The following is a 436-nucleotide window of genomic DNA, read 5'->3' as shown; positions in this document are numbered from 1 at the left end:
CGGTGCTGGCGTTGTCGGCGATGGTGATCCGGAAGGAGTAGGGGAAGGTCTCGGCGAGATGCGCGTGCAGACGCCGGACGCAGGGCTCCAGGTCGTTCTCCTCGTTGAACACGGGGACGACGACGTCGAGGACGGGGTCCGGGTGGTGCGCGGACAGGGGCGCCCGGCGCGGCAACGCCGAAGGCTCGGTGCTCGGGCGGTCGGCCGGGGCCGGCCGCCGTACGGTTCTCATGGCTGCTTCACGGTCTCTTTCTGGCGCCGGACGTGCACGGGCGCCGGTTCCGGGCATGCCGAAGGCGCCCGTGGCGGTGCCGGGGTCACAGGGGCTGACGCCCTTGACGGGATGGGCCGCTCAGGCGGCTACTCGGTGGCCGATGCGGACGGCTCCTGGGTCTCCTCCGGGGCGGACGGCAAAGCCGTCGTGGGTGTCGGGGAA

Annotated in this window: 1 pseudogene; it reads right to left on the bottom strand. The window is 72.5% G+C overall.

Going from position 1 to position 436, the window contains the following annotated elements:
- A pseudogene (locus tag CCL05_RS45800) lies at positions 1-232 on the bottom strand (glycosyltransferase family 2 protein); the annotation flags it as partial.
- Positions 233-436: the final 204 nt, after the last annotated feature.

This window comes from Streptomyces africanus (genome assembly GCF_002150735.1).
Lineage (GTDB): Bacteria > Actinomycetota > Actinomycetes > Streptomycetales > Streptomycetaceae > Streptomyces > Streptomyces africanus.
Note: the sequence above shows the minus strand (reverse complement) of the source record. Positions and strands in the feature narration are given on the sequence as shown.